Annotated in this window: 23 protein-coding genes; 16 read left to right on the forward strand and 7 right to left on the reverse strand. The window is 57.6% G+C overall.

What is annotated here, in order from left to right; genetic code table 11:
• Positions 1-294: 294 nt before the first annotated feature.
• Positions 295-492, forward strand: coding sequence for a hypothetical protein (locus I554_RS27130; protein ID WP_155848255.1), 198 nt, complete (start codon positions 295-297; stop codon positions 490-492).
• On the opposite strand, the gene nrtS is transcribed toward I554_RS27130, so the two are convergent.
• From nrtS to I554_RS0101235, 5 genes are all read right to left on the reverse strand, one after another.
• On the reverse strand, positions 410-649 hold the full coding sequence (gene nrtS / locus I554_RS26120; protein WP_081710722.1) for a nitrate/nitrite transporter NrtS: 240 nt from the start codon (positions 647-649) through the stop codon (positions 410-412). The two genes, I554_RS27130 and nrtS, sit on opposite strands and share 83 nt — an antisense overlap.
• Before the next feature lie 274 nt (positions 650-923).
• Positions 924-1580: a sigma-70 family RNA polymerase sigma factor gene (locus I554_RS26125; RefSeq protein WP_081710723.1), complete on the reverse strand. Its 657-nt coding sequence runs from the start codon at positions 1578-1580 to the stop codon at positions 924-926.
• Positions 1581-1636: 56 nt separating this feature from the next.
• Positions 1637-2155: a peroxiredoxin-like family protein gene (locus I554_RS0101225; RefSeq protein WP_024575394.1), complete on the reverse strand. Its 519-nt coding sequence runs from the start codon at positions 2153-2155 to the stop codon at positions 1637-1639.
• 248 nt (positions 2156-2403) lie between these two features.
• Positions 2404-3084, reverse strand: coding sequence for an NrsF family protein (locus tag I554_RS0101230; RefSeq protein WP_029659444.1), 681 nt, complete (start codon positions 3082-3084; stop codon positions 2404-2406).
• 5 nt (positions 3085-3089) lie between these two features.
• Entirely contained in the window at positions 3090-3653 is a 564-nt protein-coding gene (locus tag I554_RS0101235; RefSeq protein WP_029659443.1) for a sigma-70 family RNA polymerase sigma factor, read from the reverse strand.
• A gap of 136 nt (positions 3654-3789) precedes the next feature.
• Here I554_RS0101235 and I554_RS0101240 point away from each other — a divergent pair, with 136 nt between their 5' ends.
• The 6 genes from I554_RS0101240 to I554_RS0101265 all read left to right on the forward strand — a co-directional run bounded on the left by I554_RS0101240 (position 3790) and on the right by I554_RS0101265 (position 7241).
• The gene (locus I554_RS0101240; RefSeq protein WP_024575396.1) at positions 3790-4014 is read left to right on the forward strand and encodes a hypothetical protein; all 225 of its coding nucleotides are present in this window, start codon (positions 3790-3792) and stop codon (positions 4012-4014) included.
• A 355-nt stretch (positions 4015-4369) separates the two neighbouring features.
• Positions 4370-4750, forward strand: a complete 381-nt coding sequence (locus I554_RS0101245; protein WP_024575397.1) for a thioredoxin family protein — start codon at positions 4370-4372, stop codon at positions 4748-4750.
• 2 nt (positions 4751-4752) lie between these two features.
• Positions 4753-5478, forward strand: a complete 726-nt coding sequence (locus I554_RS0101250; protein WP_024575398.1) for a cytochrome c biogenesis CcdA family protein — start codon at positions 4753-4755, stop codon at positions 5476-5478.
• Between the two features lie 39 nt (positions 5479-5517).
• On the forward strand, positions 5518-5757 hold the full coding sequence (locus I554_RS26130; RefSeq protein WP_081710724.1) for a hypothetical protein: 240 nt from the start codon (positions 5518-5520) through the stop codon (positions 5755-5757).
• Positions 5758-5962: 205 nt separating this feature from the next.
• Positions 5963-6460 carry a hypothetical protein gene (locus I554_RS0101260; RefSeq protein ID WP_196812809.1) on the forward strand — a complete coding sequence of 166 codons (498 nt, stop codon included), beginning with the start codon at positions 5963-5965 and terminating at the stop codon, positions 6458-6460.
• Between the two features lie 7 nt (positions 6461-6467).
• Positions 6468-7241: a hypothetical protein gene (locus tag I554_RS0101265; RefSeq protein ID WP_196812810.1), complete on the forward strand. Its 774-nt coding sequence runs from the start codon at positions 6468-6470 to the stop codon at positions 7239-7241.
• Between the two features lie 6 nt (positions 7242-7247).
• Here the strand turns inward: I554_RS0101265 and I554_RS27525 are convergent, their stop codons facing one another.
• Entirely contained in the window at positions 7248-7484 is a 237-nt protein-coding gene (locus I554_RS27525) for a GDCCVxC domain-containing (seleno)protein (RefSeq protein ID WP_244432696.1), read from the reverse strand.
• A 4-nt stretch (positions 7485-7488) separates the two neighbouring features.
• Entirely contained in the window at positions 7489-7908 is a 420-nt protein-coding gene (locus tag I554_RS25905) for a mercuric transporter MerT family protein (RefSeq protein WP_024575401.1), read from the reverse strand.
• Between the two features lie 65 nt (positions 7909-7973).
• Between I554_RS25905 and I554_RS0101275 the strand changes: the two genes are divergently transcribed.
• The 9 genes from I554_RS0101275 to I554_RS0101315 all read left to right on the forward strand — a co-directional run bounded on the left by I554_RS0101275 (position 7974) and on the right by I554_RS0101315 (position 15385).
• Positions 7974-8381: a helix-turn-helix domain-containing protein gene (locus I554_RS0101275; protein WP_029659439.1), complete on the forward strand. Its 408-nt coding sequence runs from the start codon at positions 7974-7976 to the stop codon at positions 8379-8381.
• A 180-nt stretch (positions 8382-8561) separates the two neighbouring features.
• A complete protein-coding gene (locus I554_RS0101280) occupies positions 8562-9323 on the forward strand; it encodes a hypothetical protein (protein ID WP_024575402.1) in 762 nt (253 codons plus the stop codon).
• A 216-nt stretch (positions 9324-9539) separates the two neighbouring features.
• The gene (locus I554_RS0101285; protein ID WP_024575403.1) at positions 9540-9809 is read left to right on the forward strand and encodes a DUF2282 domain-containing protein; all 270 of its coding nucleotides are present in this window, start codon (positions 9540-9542) and stop codon (positions 9807-9809) included.
• Between the two features lie 22 nt (positions 9810-9831).
• On the forward strand, positions 9832-10701 hold the full coding sequence (locus tag I554_RS0101290) for a DUF692 domain-containing protein (RefSeq protein WP_024575404.1): 870 nt from the start codon (positions 9832-9834) through the stop codon (positions 10699-10701).
• Positions 10691-11467, forward strand: coding sequence for a DNA-binding domain-containing protein (locus I554_RS0101295; RefSeq protein WP_024575405.1), 777 nt, complete (start codon positions 10691-10693; stop codon positions 11465-11467). Before I554_RS0101290 ends, I554_RS0101295 begins: the two co-directional genes overlap by 11 nt.
• Positions 11464-11952, forward strand: a complete 489-nt coding sequence (locus I554_RS0101300; protein WP_024575406.1) for a DoxX family protein — start codon at positions 11464-11466, stop codon at positions 11950-11952. The genes I554_RS0101295 and I554_RS0101300 overlap by 4 nt, the downstream gene beginning before the upstream one ends.
• Before the next feature lie 122 nt (positions 11953-12074).
• Positions 12075-13541, forward strand: coding sequence for an FAD-dependent oxidoreductase (locus tag I554_RS0101305; protein WP_029659436.1), 1467 nt, complete (start codon positions 12075-12077; stop codon positions 13539-13541).
• Entirely contained in the window at positions 13526-14236 is a 711-nt protein-coding gene (locus tag I554_RS26140) for a DUF3047 domain-containing protein (RefSeq protein WP_051373153.1), read from the forward strand. Before I554_RS0101305 ends, I554_RS26140 begins: the two co-directional genes overlap by 16 nt.
• Before the next feature lie 12 nt (positions 14237-14248).
• A complete protein-coding gene (locus I554_RS0101315) occupies positions 14249-15385 on the forward strand; it encodes an FAD-dependent oxidoreductase (RefSeq protein ID WP_051373154.1) in 1137 nt (378 codons plus the stop codon).
• Positions 15386-15410 lie beyond the last annotated feature (25 nt).

A 15410-nucleotide genomic window follows, 5' to 3' on the forward strand; every position in this document is an offset into this window, starting at 1 on the left:
AAACGAGGGCAATCAGGGGTGCAGGTCATCGTCTAAAATAAACATTCGGCCGCGATACGGGCTGAAGATGACGGTGACTGCGAAGTACCTTCGCATGCAATTGATGCGTAAAGTTATCCAAGCTCACAATGTTAATCGGCAGGATGGGGGATGCCGCTGGACACGGCGCTGCCAAGAGAGCATCCGAAAACGGGATAAAGAACAAGGCTTATGCTCACGAACTTCTCTCTGTTTGTAAAGAAGACGCCCCAAGAACTGAAATGGAAAAAATGACCGACCCGACGGGGGCCTTACGTGGCCGATGAACTTTTTCCGAATATCTTCGCAATTTCATTCCTCAGCTCGGCGACTCAATTGTCCAACCGCGGAGGTGTTGCTGCTGTTGCGCGCGGCGTCTCCTCTCATCACTTCATGAAAGAGATTTCCTCGCGTCCCGCATTTGAAACGAAACCGCGCCGTAAGTACAAACGGCATACGGAACGAGATAAGTGAGAACAACCTTGATCCAATTGATCGGCCCCACACCGAACAGAGCGTCGCCTTGATTGATAAGATTCAAAATTGTTCCAACAATAAGGGCGACAAAAAGGGAGCGGCAGGGCACCCCGTTAGAAAGCGCGCATTGGCATGCCTGCTTCAGTAACAACATCAAGGCCCCCTATTTTTCGCTAAGGCGTTTCAAGTCGGACCGACGATCTTGGAAAATTTCCGTAAGCGGCGTAATTTCACGATCAAGGTTCCCGATAACCTATCTCTCCACAGTTCGTTACCCTCACCGAATAAAATTTCGCTTGTGATAATCGGAAGTTGAGCAGCTTCTCTAGGTCGGTCATGGGAGCCGTCTTCGATTGCAGTTTCCTGGGTAGGGGAATATTTCTGCGCAGATCCGGGCGACACTATTGTTGTCGGAACACAACGATGGCTTAAAATCGACTCAAGTAAGCAGAATCGCCGCTCATCTTGCAGTGCACGTGATCACTTTGCGAACTTGCCGCGGAGACTTGTAATCCCCCTCTATGAAGGGAGACTCGCAAAGAAACAGCGCTGACGCCGGCAATTGCGGAGGCCTCCGCAGGAGACAAATCTCGTAGTCCGACCAATTCAACTGCCTCGCGTTGTCGGCGGGGAAGAGAGCTAATCGCTTCTATCAGTTTCCTTGAATGCTGACAGCAAAAGACACTTCCGTGCGTTACATCAATAAAAATGTCCGGAAAAACGTCCGGTGGGAAATGCTCTGTTTGAATTTCGTGGGCGGCGCGGCGGATATATTGCCGTATCCTATCGGACAATCGATTTCGGAAAATCACCCAGATCCATGGCATCAAGGCTCGCGTCGGATCAAATGTTGCGCGCGCCGAGTGAATGGATAACAGGACATCTTGAACAAGATCTTCAATTTCAGAGGAATCAATAGATTGCCCATATCGCTTTGCGAGGTTTCGTATCCAGGGGGCCACCTCTCGAAGAAACTTCTCGTACGCAATGGCATCGCCATTCTGCGTGGCGCGCATTAATCTGGAAAGCCGCTCTTCATTTTGCAGCGCTCTGCCATTGGGGCGTGGGATCGAAGATGCGGCCATGCAACGGTCGCTTCAAGATCAGTGGCCAAGAAATTTCTGGCGTCGAGTCCGTTCAGTCATCCCAGCGTCCCCCGAATGGGATACTGCTTTTCCTGGATGAACTTGAGGCCTTTGAGGATTGCAGCAAGATCGGGGCGAGCAAAAGGAGCGTTAGATACATCCACAATTTGCAGCTTTCGCTCGGGATTGATCGCAAATAGACCTGGCTCTGGGAATGGTCGGTCTGTTTCCTGCGCAGATCGCGGCTCGGAAATGTAAAGTCCGAGCATGCGCATTTGCTCCAGCGAGAGATCGTATCCGATTGCGAAGCGCCATCCTTCCTCCTGAGCCTGCGATTCTGCCTTTTGCCTAGTGTCAGCGGAAACCGCGCCGACATTCACACCGGCTTCCTTGTATCGATCCAGAAGTTCATCGAGTGTCTTCAGATATGTTCGGCAGATCGGACAGTGCTTGCCGCGATATACGACAACCATTTCCCACCCTGTTGCACTGCCAATAAGGAGCTCACCGCCTCCGACCTTCGGTATCGATAGACTCGGCATCGCCGAGCCTGCGCTCAACTTGAATTGCGACATTACTGGCTCACCTCGCGTACTGCGCCAACAAAGCTATTGGCCTTTGATGCCGCAGCCTCACTCGGCACACGGGTGTGGCACCGGTGGTCACGGCAAACTCGCGCTCGCATAACGAGCGAGCGCGAGTTGTCGAAATCGGAGTTCGCTCGAGCTTGCTGGAAGGTTACGCTGCTCGCAGAGAATATTTGCGCGGCGACGATCGATATGTCCTCACCGTTGCGACGCGGTCAGAACACGTCAACGTGGTTCTAGCGCGAGAAAATCGCGCGGCGCACGTCTCCGTTGAGCGATTTCCAGCTCAACAAAAGCTGACCGGCCCACCCGCAGAGAATTGTAAGCAGAACGACCGTGCCCATCTGCCAAACCAGCACCATGAGACTGGCATCCTGCGCGTGAAAAAGGCGCAGCCCGAAATTCCCCAGTCCCGCAGCAGCCAGGCCACCCAGGGCGACGGTAATGTGAGGCCGCAGCGGCGCACCACGACGGAGCATAAAAGCCATCGCAATCGCTGGAACGGTACCGACCAAAATGATCGCCGGAATACAGAACCAGTCAGAGGCAAAAGCCAGTGCAATCGAACCCGATCGTATCCACCCTTCAATGCATCCCTGGCCCAGGCTTCCAAGCCAAACGCCAAGCGGAGCCAAGGGGAGCAATACGATCTTTCGATCGTATCCAGGAACGGTGGTCGCGAAAGCAGCAATTGCAGCCGAAATTGCCGTCAAAAGTGCAGCGGTCTGCTCGATCGAAAAATTGACGTCGCGCAGCTTCTCAAGCAGATCGGGCCGAGGTGCCATCACCAACACCACCAACGCCACATAGGGCATCCCAACCGCGAGCCAGCCGACGGCCCGCACCCAGGGGCGCGCAAGCCTTCGAACCGGCGTGGAGCTGTCCACCAGACGCTCGATAACCTTGTCGGTATCCATCAACGTCACTCTTTCTTCAGCGCTCGTCGCAGTGTCGCCACTGCCCGGTGAACCGACACCTTCAATGCACCTACGGTCATCCCACTGGCCACGGAAGCTTCCTTCAGGGACATTTCTCGCAGCTTCAGCATCTCGATGGCCTCCCTTTGCCCCGGTGGCAGGCTGCGAATGGCGTGCTTCAGCACCTCGGGATCGCGATACTCTTCAGACTCTATATTCGCTCCACCCTCGGAAAAAGTTACAGGAAATTCCTCGACATGAACCTCATGCGCCTCGTGCCGAGAATAGCGGCGAGCCGCGTCGGCAAGCCTGTTACGTGCGATTGTCATCAGCCAGGGCATAAACGGCCGGCCAGGGTCGTAGGTCGCCAAGACCGCATGCAACGAAATTAGAATTTCCTGGACAATGTCTTCGACGTCTTCCGCGTTTAGAAAGCGCCTCTGGCCTCGAACCATCCGACGCAAACGTGGCGTTATCTCGCCTAGCAGAAGTGCATATGCTTTTGAATTGCCAGCTTGCGCGGCCCGCATCAGCTCCGCAAGAGGATCATCTTCTGCCGGCGACGTCATTCTTGTCTGCATCCATCAGCGCTCGCCTGTGCCGAACACAGCGATGTGAACGCTCTTCTTGTAACTTCGTTTATTCGAGCGGCGAATTCAATAGCAGGTGAGGCGATATCGCCCATCGGCCATTAAGGAGACTATCATGTTTTACAAGTCGCTCGTTGTTTTGTCAGCTACGCTTGTGCTGGCTGGCTCTTCCGCTGCATTTGCCATGAGCAGCAAATCGAACCAGCGCACCGGCGCGCGCGCGGAACTCATCACCGTTCAGCAACCGCGCCAGGTCGTCACCTCATCGGACGACTATAGCAAAACGCGTCTTTATCCTGGCGATAACGACATGGATCGCTACAAGACCAATCAGTATTGATCGCGTCGCTCGGTTGAGAATGACGGAAACAGGCCCGGTGATCCCGGGTCTGTTTCGTTTCGTCTAACTAGTACCCGTCGGCAAATTGCCGTTGATGCGGAAGGGCCCGGCGTTGAGCCGGGTCTTTATCTCGTGATCGGCAACGTTTCGGTGACTACATTTCTCTTTGTTCTCTCATCGTCGCGTCCTCTTTACTCGAAACGCTACCCAACCACGGACACGGCAAGCGAAATTCAAACGACATGGTGACGTCAAATATTCTTGTTCCGGCACGTAACCTTTTTCCGGCTGGCGACGAATTCCTGACATTCGAGCAAAGCGAGGCTCGTTCCTCCTATGTCGCGGGTCACCAATCATGTTGTCGACTTTCCGAACGGCTCTCTTCATCTCGATATTGCTGCTGACACCGTCAGTTGCCGCCCAAGCCGGTCAGCCGTTCGATCTAAAGGCCTTTCAGCAAGCTCAGTCGACCGGCAAGACGATTCTGATCGATGTAGCGGCGCCGTGGTGCCCGACCTGCCGACAGCAAAAGCCAATCGTTCAGGAGATCGAGCACGAGAGGCCAAGTCTGGTTGTCTATGAGGTCGATTTCGACACTTCGAAAGACGTCCTGAAGCGATTTCGTGTCCAGTATCAAAGCACGCTTGTGGTCTTCAAGGGCGCCACGGAAGTCGGGCGATCTACCGGTGAAACCGATCCTGCCAGGCTTCGCGCGCTGATCGCCAAGGGCTTTTAGACATGCCTGACGTTGGCAGTCTCGCCCTTAGCTATGCCGCAGGCGCCCTGTCGACGTTGTCTCCATGCGTCCTGCCGCTCCTTCCCATAGTCCTGCTCGGGGCGATCGAGAAACATGCATGGGGACCTCTGGCGCTGGCCGGCGGCCTCTCGACGTCGTTTGCCGTCGTTGGTGTCGGCATCGCGACAGTTGGCTTTAACGTGGGACTTGATCCTTCAACGCTGCGACTTGTGATCGCGGCACTGATGTTGGGTATGGGTATCGTTTTGCTTGTGCCGCTTCTGCAAAGCAAACTGGCGATCGTCGCGACCCCGGTAGCCACCGGAGGACAGACGCTGCTTAGCCGTCTTCAGCCATCAGGCATCTCGGGGCAATTCGCGGTTGGTTTGCTGCTTGGTGCGATCTGGTCTCCATGCACCGGTCCGACCCTTGGAGCCGCCGTAGGACTCGCTGCGCAGGGCGAAAACATGGCACAGGCTGCAACCATCATGGCGATTTTCGGCGTCGGCGCCGCAACTCCAATTCTGGCGCTCGCCTACGGCTCCCGGCAAACCATCATCAAGCGACGGGATTGGTTGGCGCGAGTGTCACGGGTCGGCAAACCACTCATGGGTACCGCCCTCGCCGGCATCGGAGCTTTCGTCCTATCCGGCCTCGACAAGATCATCGAGGCTTCCCTGACGCGCGCCATGCCGGACTGGCTGGTGTCCGTGACGACGCGGTTGTGAGTTCGCGTCAATTTTCCACAGCACAAGGAGGAACTAAATATGTCTACACTCAAGAGGTCTCTGCAGACTTTGGGATCGATTGCCGCTCTTGGCGGCCTAGTTGCCGCAATGCCGCTTCCGGCGGCGGCGCAGATGTCAAATCCCTGCGCGCCGAAGGCACGCAAGGCCGCAAACCCCTGCGCACCGAAAGCGGCGAAAGCCAAGAATCCGTGCGCACCCAAAGCCAAGGCCGCGAACCCGTGCGCGGCGGCCAATCCCTGCGCGCCGAAGAAGAAGTAGTTTGAAGTCAATGGTCGTGTCGAAGCGGCCAAATCGCGACCCGACCCAAATTTCGAAGGCGGCCAACAAACGATCTGGCCGTCTTCGATACCCCGTTTGAACGTAAAATTTAAAGACAACCTGGTTTCGCGTTGATCGCGTTCAGCACTGTCCGGTCATTGAATGTCCGTTTGAATGCCGAAGCCAAGCAATACGGAGTGAAACGATGAACCATACCGCAGTCAAAGTTGCAGCGATCGCCGGATTGGCCGTTATGACGGCTTCAACAGCACTGGCTGAGCCAGTTAAATTCGACGCGCTAGTCGTACAGAAGGAAGCGCTTCGACTGGATTTCGCCGACAAGAGCAAACACTTCTTCTTGCTCGTGCGTCGAGAGGGCAAGTCAGAAGGACAGGGGCCGCTCGCCGGCGCCGCAGTCCAGGAATATGGCGCTCATGACATCACCCCCGGTGTCGGCGGCGAGCCTCGCGGCTATCTCGAATTCACCAGAGCGGACGGAGACAAGGCCTACATAAAATGGACGATCCAGGCGACTTTTGTGCAAGGACCGGACGGCAAGCCAAAGCTTCTGGACAATGGTGTATGGCAAGTCGTAAGCGGCACCGGGAAGCTGGAAGCCCTCAAAGGCGCGGGAACCCTTCATCTGATCGCCACAGGACCCACCGAACGTCGTTTTGTGTTGGACGGTGAACTCGTTCAGTAGGACAGCGATGGCTGCTATGTCGCATCCGGTCATGAAGCCGGCGCATCAAGCAGGGAATGACTCGCCATTCCCTCCCCTCTCACATGAGGCCCTGCTGCGCATGGCGGATGCAGGCGCCAAAGTCGTCGACTGCATTCGCGACCTCAATACAGCCGGAAGCAATCTCGTTGTCGAGGCCTTACGCGGAAGCGGTGATTTCACCGAGTGGGAACACTACCCGCCCAACGACGTCTACGATCTGAAATCGCATGCTCAGTACTATTTTCATGCTCACCCGCCCGACGATCGGGATGCCGCGGACTATGGGCATTTTCACACGTTCCTGCGGCCCAAGGGAATGCCCCTCGGTATCCAGCCCGCCAAGGTGATGGGGCACGCCCCCGTAGCTGGCGCAAACGGGGACCCCTCACACCTGATCGCCATTTCGATGACGCCAACCGGGATGCCTGAGGCGCTCTTTACCACCAATCGCTGGGTCACCGGAGAGACCTGGTACGGAGCCGATAATGTCATCGCCATGCTCGATCGCTTCGAGATCGATCTCGATCGACCTTCTCTGCCGCTCAATCAATGGCTCACGGCCATGTTTATTTTATTCAGGCCTCAAATTGAGCAGCTCATCATTGAGCGCGATCGAACGATGCTTCGATGGCAGGCTGAGCATGTGGATGTAAATGTCTTTGAGGATCGGCGCCTGGAGATTACCTCCTCGAAGAGGGTGTCTCTTTATGGACAAATCGAGTGGCTTGATCAGCAGCTGGAAGCAAGATCGCCGGGCTGAGCCGGTTCAATATTCCTTCGCCGCGCAGCAGCGCGTCGTTGGATCAAGGCCATGGGCGGCCGCCTGGATGGACGGGCAAGGATTCGTGCCATACGAGCAGAATACGCAGCAGTGGCCTTCCAGCGGCCTCAGCAACACGCCGCACCCTTTGCATTCGTAGAAGAACTGGCAGGCATCGGTTGGCATGGTCTCGACAGCCCGATGACCGCAATGCGGGCAGGTGATGGTCGATTGAATTTGCACGGCATCACCGCAACAATTTGACGAGGCTGAGTTCGACATACGGATCCCAGACGAGCGCCAGCCCAACTATGAATGAACCGATGCAGAGCAATGTCACGGCGCGGGCTGACGTCGCTGGCACCAAACAAGTCCCGATCACGCTACAGGCGGGAGAGCGACGTCGCCAGAACACGAACGCCCAGCCCAGCGCCAACATGACTGCCGCCCCGCCGAGCAGGAGGGGCCGGATGTCAGCGAGGAATACAAGGCCGCTGAATGCAGCCCCCGTCACCCCGAGGCCGGCGAGCACGATCGGCAATGCGCAGCATGAGGAAGCGATCAGCGCACCAAACCCGACGACGGCGCCGGTTCCCGCCAGGATGCCTGTCGATGACTCGGGGCTGGGCCCGGAAAAGCTCTGCTTGCCGAGTTCAGTACTCGTCATGGATGGCACTCCCGCTGAATTCGTGACATTCTCCAACCCGTAGCGACTACGGGATCAAGCGAAAAATGCTCACAAAAAAGAGAGGCCTCTCCATCGGACAGCTTGCCAGAGCGGCAGGGGTCAACCTCGAGACGGTGCGCTACTATGAGAATGTCAAGCTCATGACGCCACCACCGCGCACGCAAGGCGGCCATCGTAGCTATGATGAACTCCACATCAGGCGGCTTGCTTTCATTCGGCGCGCGCGCAAGCTGGGGTTCAGTATCGAGGACGTACGCGCGCTCCTGGCCCTGAGCAATTCCGAACACACGTCTTGCGCGGGGGTGAAGGATATCGCGGTCACGCACCTCATGCAGGTACGCAACAAGCTCGCCGACCTGACGAGGCTGGAGGCAATCCTCGCCGCGACGGTTGGACAATGTACCAGCGAGCTTAGCGCCCATTGCCCTGTGCTCGACATGCTCGACCCCTGAGACATTCGCAAATCAATTTTTGCTCCGCGACCATCCGCATCCCGATGGATCGGCGCTACATGTAACCTTCCCAGCTCCGGCGACGAATGTATCGACGTGTGACGGGCACGAAAACGCGCGCCTGACAGATCGCAATCGGCTGGCGACGACCCTGGTCCGTCAGAAGGCGAGTACAAACTCGTGAACAAGATATCCGAAACGATTGGACAGGCGATTGCCGGTTACCTTGGAAAACCGGCCGCAGGTTATGAACCGTTCGTGCCAGGCGACCTGGCCGCTCTCCAGGCGACGCTCATGCCGGCCGACGTGCTCCTGGTCGAGGGAAACACACATATTTCGGGCGTGATCAAGTACCTGACGCAATCAACCTGGTCGCACGCTGCGCTCTACACGGGACCTTTGGGCATGACTGCGCACGCCAGCGTGCAGGCCCATACTCTTGTGGAGGCCGATATCAATCTCGGCGTCATATCAGCACCACTTTCAAAATACTCGAAATTTCACACCAGAATCTGTCGCCCCATTCGCCTCTCCGATCGACACTGCCGCCAGGTTTGCGACTTCGCCATCTCGCGTATCGGCCTTAGTTATGACCTCAAGAACATTTTCGATCTTGTGCGCTATCTCGTGCCGCTGCCCGTGCCGCAGCGTTGGCGGCGCAGAATGATCGCGCTGGGATCGGGCGACCCGACAAAACTCATATGCTCCGGAATGATCGCGGAAGCATTTCAGTCCGTTCGTTATCCGATATTGCCGGAAATCGCGCGCGCCGGGTCTCAATATTCCGAACAGGAAATCATGAAAATCCGACACTCGTCCCTGTTCGTTCCGCGAGACTTCGACATCTCACCTTACTTTGCGGTGGTAAAACCAACCATTGAACGCGGCTTCGATTACCGACAGTTTCGATGGGCGGATCGGAGCCCGGCTTTGGGGTCATAAGTCACTGAATCGTTGGGCTCAAAGAACCAGGCCAGCAAAATCGGCATGTTTACGAGCCAAATTGGCAAACACTCCAGCCTGCACCTGCGAATTTATGGGCGGCAACGGCGTAACCTTTCCGGTCTCCAGAGCGAATGTCTGTACAGGCGGCCTGTCCGGTCGCCGACGGTCGCTTTTGCGGCTTCCGTTCAGTCATCACACCAAGCGGAGGAACTCATGAATCGACGCATCGTTATCGCATCGGCGCTCGCAGCGGCCGTGGCGGCACCGACCCTGGCGTCTGCGCAAACCCCGGCGCCGACACCAAGCTTCAAGGCCGAGAAGTGCTACGGCATCGCGAAGGCGGGCAAGAACGACTGCGCCTCCACGGGCAACAATTCCTGCGGAGGTACTTCGAAGGTCAACGCTGATCCCAGAGCCTGGGTCTATGTACCCGCGGGATATTGCGACCGCATCGTCGGCGCCAGCGCGACGCCCAAAGCGTAACTGGCCAAGGACGCGCTGCGCCATGACCTCAGCTCATAAAGTCCCTCTAAGCGCGGGGGTTGGCCTTCGCCTCCCGCATCTGAGCGAGGTTGTGGCCAGCCGTCCGCCTGTCGCGTGGTTCGAAATTCATCCCGAGAACTTCCTGGCCAATCCGCACGCATGCGAGCTTCTTGACAACGTCGCGCGCGATTATCCGATCTCGGTACACACCGTCGGCGTATCGATCGGTAGTGCTACCGGGATTGACATGGACCATTTGAAGAGAGTGCGCCGCCTCATCGACAGGATCGGTCCCATCCTTGTATCCGGGCACATGGCGTGGTCGACGCACGCCGGAGAGTACCTCAACGATCTTCTTCCCTTGCCTTACGACGATGAGACGCTGGGCATCCTTGTCAGCCATATCGACACGGTCCAAAACGGCCTTGGGCGACCCTATCTCATAGAAAATCCGTCAAGCTATGTCGGGTTCGGTCATTCGACCATGACCGAGGTCGAATTCCTCAGCGAGCTTGTTGCGCGAACCGGCTGCCGCCTGCTCTGCGATGTCAGCAACGTGCATCTCAGCGCGCACAACATGGGATTTGACGCCTTCAGGTATATCGACGGACTTCCCGCCGACGCCATCGGCGAACTTCATCTTGGCGGCTTCACGGCGGAAGAGGACGACGGAAGACCGGGTGCCACGGTGCTGGTCGACACTCACGGCGCCGCTATCGCCGACTCCGCATGGAATCTCTATGCGTATGCGCTTCGCCGCTTCGGACCAAAGCCAACCCTGATCGAATGGGATAACGATATTCCTTCGCTTGCCGTGCTTCTGGCGGAGGCAAACCATGCCAACGAAATTGCCGCAAATGTGCTGACGCCGGAGACGCGGCGTGCTGGCTGAGATTCAAACGCGACTTAGAGATGCGCTCGTCTCTGGAAGCAATTCCGATGTCCTGTCATCTTTTGCAGGAGGCTTCGCCGCGGCGCCAAGATGGCGAATTCATCAACGGCACTATGAAGCGAGCCTTGTTGCCGCCCTTCTCGCCAAATTTCCGGCCACACAATGGCTTGTCGGCACGGCATTCATCGCCGAAGCCGCAACGCGGTTTGTCAAGCAACACCCGCCGTCCGCCCCATGCATTGCGGAGTACGGCCATGAGTTTCCGGACTTTCTTGCGGCGAACCCGTTAGCCCGGCAAACGCCTTACTTGCGATCTTTCAGCGAACTGGAACTACACATCGGGCAGACATCGATCGCCATCGATCTTGAGCCCGTTCCAATCACATCGCTCGCTGCGATAGATCCAAACTCCATACCGGCCCTGAGATTTGGACTTCAGCCGGGCACCCGCTATTTCCGTGCGGGCTGGCCGCTTGATGAACTGCTGAAACACTATCTGACCGGCGATGCGCCGGATCGACTTGTCCTGACACCGGGCGATCTTTTCCTCGAGATTCGCGGTGCGCGCGGCGAGTTTCAATTTTCCCGTCTAGGGCCCGACGAGTTCACCTTTCGGCAAATACTTTGCCGTGGCGAGACCGTCGGGCTCGCAGCCGAGTGCGCACTCGACGTGAACTCCCAATTCGACATTGGCGCAAGCTTCGGCAGGCTTTTCGCGATGAGCGCTGTCACCTCTATTATCCCGCCGCAGGAGTCAACGACATGACAATCGTGCAAAGTCCCGACTCCGTAGCTTCCACTGGATTGCGGCGCCGGTTTGTCTCGCTGCGCGAGCATCTCGAACGACTTCCGCTGGGCATTATTCAGCTCGCGATGCGAGTCGCGGTCGGCGCTGTCTTTTTCAATTCCGGATTGCTCAAAATCAACTCCTGGGAATTTGCGGTCAAACTGTTCGAGGACGAGTACAAAGTTCCTTTTATAGACCCTGCTCTCGCCGCGAAGCTCGCAACCTTCAACGAGCTGACATTTCCCGTTCTGCTCTTCCTGGGCCTTGCTACGAGATTCGCTACGCTGCCGTTGCTTGGCATGATTACGGTCATTCAGATATTCATCTACCCGCAAGCGTGGACGGAGCACCTGCTGTGGGCATCGATACTCATCTTTATTCTGACGCGCGGCCCAGGAACGCTGTCGGTGGACCATTTCATCGAGCGGCACTTTGATCGGATCAGAGGCGCCGGTCGAACTTGATACGCTTCCCGCGCGACCCCTGACGTGAGGGAGCTGGCGCATTCGACGCTTCACACCTCGGCATAAAATGCGGCGTCTCGCCTTCCGGCGAATCGTATCTTGAAAAATTTGGATGACTCTCAATGGCTACTCATGGTGCCAAGCGCAGCGGGGACTGGCAACGCCCACGATCGTTTGACTACAATCTTGTCGTAATCGGCGCCGGGGCTGCCGGTCTTGTTTCGGCTTATATCGCGGCAGCTACAAAGGCCCGCGTTGCCATCATAGAACGCGACCTGATGGGCGGAGAGTGCCTCAACACCGGTTGCGTCCCGTCCAAAGCTCTCATCCGTTCCGCCAAGCTGGCGAAGGAGGCCACGCAGGCCGCTCGCTTCGGCCTGCATGGCGAATTGACGCCGGACTTTCCGGAAATCATGGCGCGCATCAGACGGGTTATTGGGCGGATCGCGGTCCATGATTCCGCAGAGCGGTATCGCTCGCTCGGGGTCGAGGTGATCAAGGGCGAAGCACGGGTTGCCGATCCGTGGACTATCGACGTCGATGGCCGAAAACTGACGACCCGCAACATCATCATTGCGACCGGGGCAGGACCGGCAATTCCGCCCATCGTAGGTCTGGATCGAGCTGACCCGCTAACGTCGGAGACCATCTGGTCGTTGACCGAACAGCCGGAAACGCTGGCCATCGTCGGCGGCGGAGCCGTCGGTTGCGAACTCGCCCAAAGCTTCGCCCGACTTGGCAGTAGGGTAGTGCTGATCGAGGCCGCGTCGCGCCTGCTGGCTCGCGAAGAGCCGGAGGCCAGCGAATTTGTAAGCAAGACGCTGGCGGAGGAAGGCGTTGAACTGCATGTCGGCGTCAACATCGAGCGTTTTGAGAGGGATGACAGCGGCCGCCACGCCGTTCGGCTTGGCAACGGCCGATCGATCGCGTTCGACAGAGTGCTCGTTGCGGCCGGGCGCAAGCCGCGAACGTCAGGATTTGGTCTTGAGGAACTGGGCTTGCTGGACAAGGGCAGGCTCGTCGTGGATCGGCGTATGCGAACCCGCGTGCCAAGCATACTCGCCGCCGGCGACGTCATCGGAGAGCTGCAGTTGACGCATGCGGCAAGCCAGTATGCCTGGTTTGCCGCCATCAATGCGCTGTTTGGCGCGCTGTGGCGATGGTCGGTGGATGTTCGCGTTTTTCCCGCCGCGGTCTACACCGATCCTGAGGTTGCCCGCGTGGGGCTGACCGAAGCGGAAGCCGTGCAAAAGGGCATCTCCTGCGAGACCCTCACCTTTGACCTCGCCGATCTCGACCGCGCTATTGCCGATGAAGCCGATGCCGGATTCATCAAAATCCTCACGGTTCCGGGAAAAGACAAAATTCTCGGCGTGACAATAGTCGGTGCGCGCGCCGGCGACATGATCGCTGAATTTACGCTGGCGATGAAACATGACCTCGGTCTGAAGGCCATCCTGCGAACGATCCATGCTTATCCAGGCTGGATGGAAGCAAACAAGGCAGCCGCCGGCCAATGGCAGAGAGCGCATGTCCCGGCATGGATTCTGCGATTGTCCGAAGGATGGCATCGATGGCAACGCTCGTGAGACGCCGGCGAGCAGCAACATCGATCGTGATATCTTTCCGACGTTGGCTGTGCGCCGGACTCGTGCTGGCAGCTTTCGTTTTGCCGCCTGGCAACGCTGTTGCCGACGATACCGTTGTTGTTGGCGCTTTTTCGCAAGCCAATGTTTCAGGATGGGAGACGCGCTCTTTCAAGGGAGAGACCGTCTACGCTCTGGTACGAGACCCGGCAAGAAATGCAATTGTATTGCAGGCAACCTCCAACGCGGCAGCTTCCGGCCGATTCAGGAAGATCACGATCGATCTGACCAGGACGCCTTTCATGAATTGGTCCTGGAAGGTCACACACCCGCTCTCGGGCCTCGATGAGAACGCCAAGACCGGGGATGACTTCGCGGCGCGAATTTATGTCGTCTCGGAAAAGGGGATTATGGGAATGAACTCGCTGTCCATCAACTACGTGTGGGCCAGCAAGCATTCAGCTGGCAGCCATTGGACAAGCCCGTTCACAAAGCAGGTGCGCCTTGTCGCGGTTAACTCCGGATCGAATGGCCTGAATACATGGGTCTCTCACAAGCGGAACGTCAGATCCGACCTGCGTGAGCTATTTGGCCAGGACATAACGTCGATCGACGCCGTTGCGCTGATGACCGACACCGATAATTCCGGCCAGCGGGCAACAGCCTATTACGGCGATATCTGGTTCGGCGCGGAATAGAGGTCACAGGGAGTGAATTTTCAAAACGCGCCACGCACCAGCCCTTCAGCACACATTGTGCTGATCGGCGCCGGTCACGCCCATGTCGAGGTGCTCAGACGGTTTCGAGCGCAGCCAAGGCCCGACATTCACGTCACGATCGTCTCCAAATTTCCATATGCGGCCTATTCGGGAATGGTTCCTGGTTATGTCGCTGGCTATTACGAAGCCAGCGAGCCTTTCATATCCATCTCGCGCCTGGCCGATTTCGAACGCTGCGACATGGTGATTGGAGAGGCCGTCGACTTCGATGCGGACGCCAGACGGGTCACATTGTCAAATGGCCAGCAGATTGCGGGCGACATCGTTTCCATCGACGTGGGCGCCGTCACGGATGCTTCCGGCGCACCGCGCATCCGGGGGCTGACTATTCCGGTCAAACCAATCGACCTTTTCATGCAACGCTGGCCCGAGGTCTTGAAGCGATTGCAGGAGCATCCGCGCTCGAGCGTAGCGGTCGTCGGCGCGGGCGCAGCCGGCGTTGAGCTCGTGCTGGCGCTTGAGCATCGGCTGGCGGGTTTGCGTCAAGTCGGACTTGTCGATTCCAAGAGCAAGATATTCCTGATCGAAAGAAGCGACGAGATTCTGCTCGGCTATCCCATGTCGGTGCGCACTCGCCTTCTTCGGATTCTCTCATCCCGCAACATCGCCGTTCTGACGGGCTTCGCCGGATTCGACGACAAGAGCCTGCATTGTGAGTTCGACATCCTGCTTTGGGCAGCGGGTGTACGCCCGGCAGAATGGCTCGCACGGTCGCGGCTTGCAGTTGATAGGGCCGGCTTTATTGCCGTCGATCGATACCTGCAATCCACCTCACACCAGGGCGTCTTTGCAGCCGGAGATGCGGCAGGCATGATCGAGAGCCCGCGCGCGAAATCTGGCGTCATGGCGGTGCGCCAGGGCCCCCTCCTTGCCGAAAATCTGTCGCGCGCCGCAACGGGCTCGCCGCTTTTGCCGTTTTCGCCGCAGGCCACATGGCTCAGCCTCATTTCTGCCGGCGGTCGCTATGCGGTCGCGTCGCGCGGCAACTGGTCGGCCGAGGGTCGCTGGGTCTGGTACTGGAAAAAATGGCTCGATACGAGTTTCGTTCGTCGTTACATGGTCTGGTGAAATTGCTGCGAACCGTTCGTGGCAA

This window comes from Afipia sp. OHSU_II-C1, from assembly GCF_000497575.1.
In the GTDB taxonomy this organism is placed as follows: domain Bacteria; phylum Pseudomonadota; class Alphaproteobacteria; order Rhizobiales; family Xanthobacteraceae; genus Afipia.